This is a genomic window from Sphaerotilus sp. (assembly GCF_041083715.1).
In the GTDB taxonomy this organism is placed as follows: Bacteria; Pseudomonadota; Gammaproteobacteria; order Burkholderiales; family Burkholderiaceae_C; genus Sphaerotilus.
Genome location: NZ_JBFPGY010000001.1, coordinates 1 through 4,579 on the forward strand (window position 1 = coordinate 1; position 4,579 = coordinate 4,579).

The 4,579-nt window shown below is 67.1% G+C and carries 5 protein-coding genes; 3 read left to right on the forward strand and 2 right to left on the reverse strand.

The genetic code is table 11. The features are described from left to right. Both AB3X43_RS00005 and AB3X43_RS00010 read left to right on the forward strand, forming a co-directional pair. Positions 1-299: ABC transporter permease subunit (locus tag AB3X43_RS00005; protein ID WP_369427847.1), on the forward strand; the 299-nt coding region annotated here is incomplete at its 5' end. A 209-nt stretch (positions 300-508) separates the two neighbouring features. Next, positions 509-1,471 (forward strand): porin, encoded by a 963-nt coding sequence (locus tag AB3X43_RS00010; protein WP_369427848.1) that lies wholly within the window; start codon positions 509-511, stop codon positions 1,469-1,471. Between the two features lie 91 nt (positions 1,472-1,562). On the opposite strand, the gene AB3X43_RS00015 is transcribed toward AB3X43_RS00010, so the two are convergent. Then, entirely contained in the window at positions 1,563-2,534 is a 972-nt protein-coding gene (locus AB3X43_RS00015; RefSeq protein WP_369427851.1) for a tripartite tricarboxylate transporter substrate binding protein BugE, read from the reverse strand. 130 nt (positions 2,535-2,664) lie between these two features. On the opposite strand from AB3X43_RS00015, the gene AB3X43_RS00020 reads away from it, so the two are divergent. Next, positions 2,665-3,576 (forward strand): AEC family transporter, encoded by a 912-nt coding sequence (locus tag AB3X43_RS00020; RefSeq protein WP_369427849.1) that lies wholly within the window; start codon positions 2,665-2,667, stop codon positions 3,574-3,576. Here AB3X43_RS00020 and queG read toward each other — a convergent pair. Next, positions 3,483-4,579: tRNA epoxyqueuosine(34) reductase QueG (gene queG / locus AB3X43_RS00025; RefSeq protein WP_369427850.1), on the reverse strand; the 1,097-nt coding region annotated here is incomplete at its 5' end. The genes AB3X43_RS00020 and queG overlap by 94 nt on opposite strands.

The following is a 4,579-nucleotide window of genomic DNA, read 5'->3' on the forward strand; positions in this document are numbered from 1 at the left end:
CGGGCTATTCCCTGGGTCTCACCCATGCGCAGAGCATGCGTTTCGTCATCCTGCCGCAGGCCTTCCGGCGCATGGTGCCGGCACTGGTCAACGAAGGCATCACGCTGATCAAGGACTCCTCGCTGGTTTCGGCCATCGGTCTGGCCGAACTCGCGCTGGCGGCCCGCACGGTGGCCGGGGCGTACTCCCGCTACTGGGAGCCCTATCTGGCCATTTCGGCCATTTACCTGGTGCTGACGCTGGTGCTCTCGACACTCGCCAAACGACTGGAGACCCCGACCCACCAACGCGGTCGCTGACCTGTGTGGTGCGTCACGCACAGCCCCGAGGCATGGGCTGCACGCCCGTTGTGCCTTGTTGTTCACAGCCAACATTTCGATGCCTGGCCACAGGTTGCAACAGGGTTGAATTAGGGTTTTCGCTGAACTTAGCTCCTAGAATGAATCGCAACCGGCGCACTTAGTGACAAGCCGTGGACCCCGAAATTCACTCTTCTAGGACGATACACATGATCAAGCGCACCATCGCACTCGCCGTGCTGGCAACCCTGGCCTCTGGCGCCGCCCTGGCCCAAAGCTCCGTGACCCTGTACGGCCGTCTGAACCTGACCGCCGAACATGAGAAGTCCGGCTCCGCCAAGGCGACCAATGACCTGAAGAACAACTCGTCGCGCCTGGGCTTCAAGGGCGAAGAGGATCTGGGCGGTGGTCTGAAGGCCGCCTTCATCCTGGAGCATGGCTTCGACCCGACCAATGGCAAGGCCGCCTCCGCCTTCTGGGGCCGCCAGTCGGAAGTCTCGCTGGCGTCGAGCCAGTTCGGCATGGTCCGCATGGGCAATTTCAGCAGCGAAGCCGAGTTGGCCGTCGCCGACTGGGTCAGCATGCACAACCATGACACCGGCACCTCCGCTGACAGGCTGAACGCCTACGTCGGCAACGACACCAACAAGGTGGCCTACCGCGCCCCTGAGTTCGTCAAGGGCTTGACCGTCGAGGGTTCGGTTGCCGAAGGCAGCGCCACGGACAAGCGCAGCTACGATCTGGCCGCCAACTACGAGCTGGGCGCGATCAAGCTGGGCGCCGGCTACAGCAAGAAGGGTGATGCCAAGGAACTGGGCCTGCGCGCCATCTACGAGATGGGTGCATACACCTTCGGCGCTTACGTGCAGCGCGATGCCAACGACTGGACCGCTCCGGCGACCGGAACCGTCATCGCCGGCAACCGCACCAATGTCCGTCTGGCCGGCATGTACACGCTGGGCGCATCCGAGTTCCACCTCAACGTCGGTCAAGCCTTCAAGGCTGGCGGCATCGCCGGCAGCAAGGCAACCCAGGCCACGCTTGGCTACAACTACAACCTGAGCAAGCGCACCAAGGTGTACGGCTTCTACACCCGCCTGAACGACGGCTCCGCTGCCATCTACGGTGGCGACTTCAACTCGCTGGCCGTCGGCGTTCGCCACAACTTCTGATCGACCTCGGTCGATGCCCCCTCCTGGGGGCACCTGCAAAAGCCGGTCCGTGCGACCGGCTTTTTTTCGTCGGTCGCGGGGGCCAGCCGGGTCAGTCCAGGCGCAGCTTCTGCACTTCGACCACCTTCTTGTAGACCTCGAACTCGGCCTTGATCTGCGCCGCGAACTGTTCAGGGGTGTTCGCCACGATCACCGAGCCCGTGTCCTCGATGCGCTTGCGCACGACCGGATCCTCCAGCGTCTTGCGCACGGCGGCCCCGATCTTGTCGACGATGTCGCGCGGCGTGCCCTTGGGCGCCACGAAGCCATAGAACGCCATGCGGTTGACCGGCTCCAGCCCGACTTCCTTGAATGTCGGCACATTCGGCAGCGCCGCCAGCCGCTGGGGCGCCGCCACCACGATGGGAATCAGCCGGCCGTCCTTGATGAAAGGCAGCGCCGACGGCATGTTGTCGAAGATCACCGGCACCTGCCCGGCCACGGTGTCGTTGAGCGCCGGGCCGGCCCCGCGGTAGGGAATGTGGGTGATGAACACCCCCGACAGGCTCTTGTACAGCTCCATCTGCAGGTGGCCGATGCCACCGGTGCCCGAAGTGGCATAGCTGTAGCGCCCGGGGCTCTTCTTCAGGACCTCGAGGAAGGTCTTGTAGTCCCGCGCCGGAAAGCTCGGGTGCACGGCGATCACGTTGGGCGTGGCGGCGATGTTGATGACCGGCACGAAGTCGGTCAGCGGGTTGTACGGCGTCTTCGGATTGATGGCCGGGTTCGCCGCCACCGTGGACACCGTCGCCATGCCCAGCGTATAGCCATCGGGCGCAGCCTTGGCCACCTCGTTGGCACCGACGATGCCGCCGCCGCCCGCCTTGTTCTCGACCAGCAGCGCCTGCCCCAGCGCCGAGGAAGACTTCTCGCCCAGGATGCGGGCAATGATGTCCGTGGTGCCCCCTGGCGCAAACGGCACGATCACCCGGATGGAATGGCTGGGATAGCCCTCCGCCTGCACGGCGAGCGGGGCGGTCAGCACCGCCGCGGCGGCAGTGGCGAGAAGCTGGCGTCTGTTCATCATCCCGGGGGCTCCTGTGGATTTTCTGGCGTTCGAGTGCGGTGGTTCCGCTGATTCTGATGCCAGCGGCATCTGGTCTGTTGTGGATGATGCGTAGGGGAAAACCAGATGGCTGCGCTAGGCTTGGGCGATGCTGAACACCGCCTCGCTGCTGCTCCCCGATTTCTTGCTGATCATCGCGGGCTTTGTCCTGTGTCGCTGGACGGCGCTGGACCGGCCCGTCTGGGCGGGTGTCGAGCGCATGGTGTACTGGCTGCTCTTCCCTGTGCTGCTGTTCACCTCGATCGTGCGCAGTCCGCTGGCGCCGGTCGCCACGCTGGGTCTGGCGGCCGGTGGCGTGCTCACGGTCGGCGCCGGTATCGTGCTGGCAACGCTGCTGCGCTCGGTGCCGGGAGTCGATGCGCACCGGCAGGCCTCGGGCGCACAAGTCGCGTTCCGCTTCAATTCGTATGTCGCGCTGGCGCTGGCGGAGCGGCTGGGCGGCGGTGCCTCGGTCGCCTGGGTGGCGCTGCTGATCGCGCTGTGCGTGCCGCTGTGCAATGCGGGAGCGGTGTGGAGCCTGGCGCGTCACGGCGGCCACAGCATCGGGCGCGAGCTGGTGCGCAACCCGCTGATCCTGGCGACCGTGGCCGGGCTGATCGGCAATCTGGCGGGACTGCAGCTGCCACAGGTGATCGACATCACCTTCGGGCGCATCGGCGCCGCCGCCTTGCCGCTGGGACTGATGGCGGTGGGTGCGGGACTGGCATTCGGCGGTCTGCGCAAGGCACCGGGCCTGGCAGTGCTGCTGCTGGGCATCCGCCATGCCGTGCTCCCGCTGGTCGGGCTGGGGCTGGGTGTGCTGCTGGCGCTGCCGACCGGGCAGGCCCAGATCCTGGTCGCCTTCGCCGCCATGCCCACTGCGTCGAGCTGCTACGTACTGGCAGCGCGCATGGGCGGAGATGGCGTCTACGTGGCTGGCCTGGTGACCGCGTCCACGCTGCTGGGGATGGTCAGCGTGCCGGTGGCGCTGACACTGTTCTCGCGGCTGCACGGCGGCTGAGCCAGCGCCCAGTCGATGTGTTCCGCCAGCAAGGCGCTGGCCCCCGGGCGCTGCGCGGCCAGTGCTTCGGCGATCGCCGGATCACCCGTCTCGCGCCAAGCGTTGCCCAGCGCCACAGCCACATTGCGCTGCCAGCGGGCGTGGCCGATGCGGCGGATCGGACTGCCTTCGGTGCGCTGCAGGAAGGTGGCTTCATCCCACGCCCACAGCGCCAGCAGCGTCGGCGCACGCAGCGGGGCACGGGCGTCGAAATCAGGCAGATCACTGCGCCGGGCAAACTTGTTCCACGGACACACGCGCTGGCAGTCGTCGCAGCCGTAGACCCGGTTGCCGATCGCGGCGCGGAACTCGACCGGGATCGGCCCGTCGTGCTCGATCGTCAGGTAGCTGATGCAGCGCCGTGCGTCCACCCGGTAGGGTGCGACGATGGCCGCCGTCGGACAGGCATCGAGGCAGGACGCGCAGCTGCCGCAATGCGCCTCGACCGGCGGACTCAGCGGCAGCGGCACGTCGATGAACAGCTCGCCCAGGAAGAACATCGACCCGGCCGAGCGGTCCAGCAGCAGCGTGTGCTTGCCGCGCCAGCCCAGACCGCTGCGGCCGGCCAGTTCGACCTCCAGCACCGGCGCCGAGTCGCAGAAGACCCGGTGCCCGAAGGGGCCGATCTCGGCGGCGATGCGCTCGGCCAGCCGCTGCAGACGTGCACGCAGCACCTTGTGGTAATCACGGCCCCGGGCGTAGACCGACACGACCGCCTCGCCAGGCTGCACGGCGCGCGCCGCTTCCTGCTCCCGCCAGTCGGGCGGGGTGTCGCGGGGCAGGTAATCCATGCGCACGGTGATCACCCGCACCGTGCCGGGCACCAGCTCTGCCGGCCGGGCGCGCTTGAGTCCGTGCGCAGCCATGTAACCCATGCCGCCGTGGAAACCAGCCGACAGCCAGGCCACAAGACCCGGCTCGGCTGTTGCCAGATGTACATCGGACACGCCGATCTGTGAGAATC

Bases quoted from the DNA above. Each gene is read 5' to 3' on its own strand.
- AB3X43_RS00020 (WP_369427849.1), top strand. From the start codon at position 2,665: ATGCTGAACACCGCCTCGCTGCTGCTCCCCGATTTCTTGCTGATCATC.
- AB3X43_RS00015 (WP_369427851.1), bottom strand. From the start codon at position 2,534: ATGAACAGACGCCAGCTTCTCGCCACTGCCGCCGCGGCGGTGCTGACC.
- AB3X43_RS00010 (WP_369427848.1), top strand. From the start codon at position 509: ATGATCAAGCGCACCATCGCACTCGCCGTGCTGGCAACCCTGGCCTCT.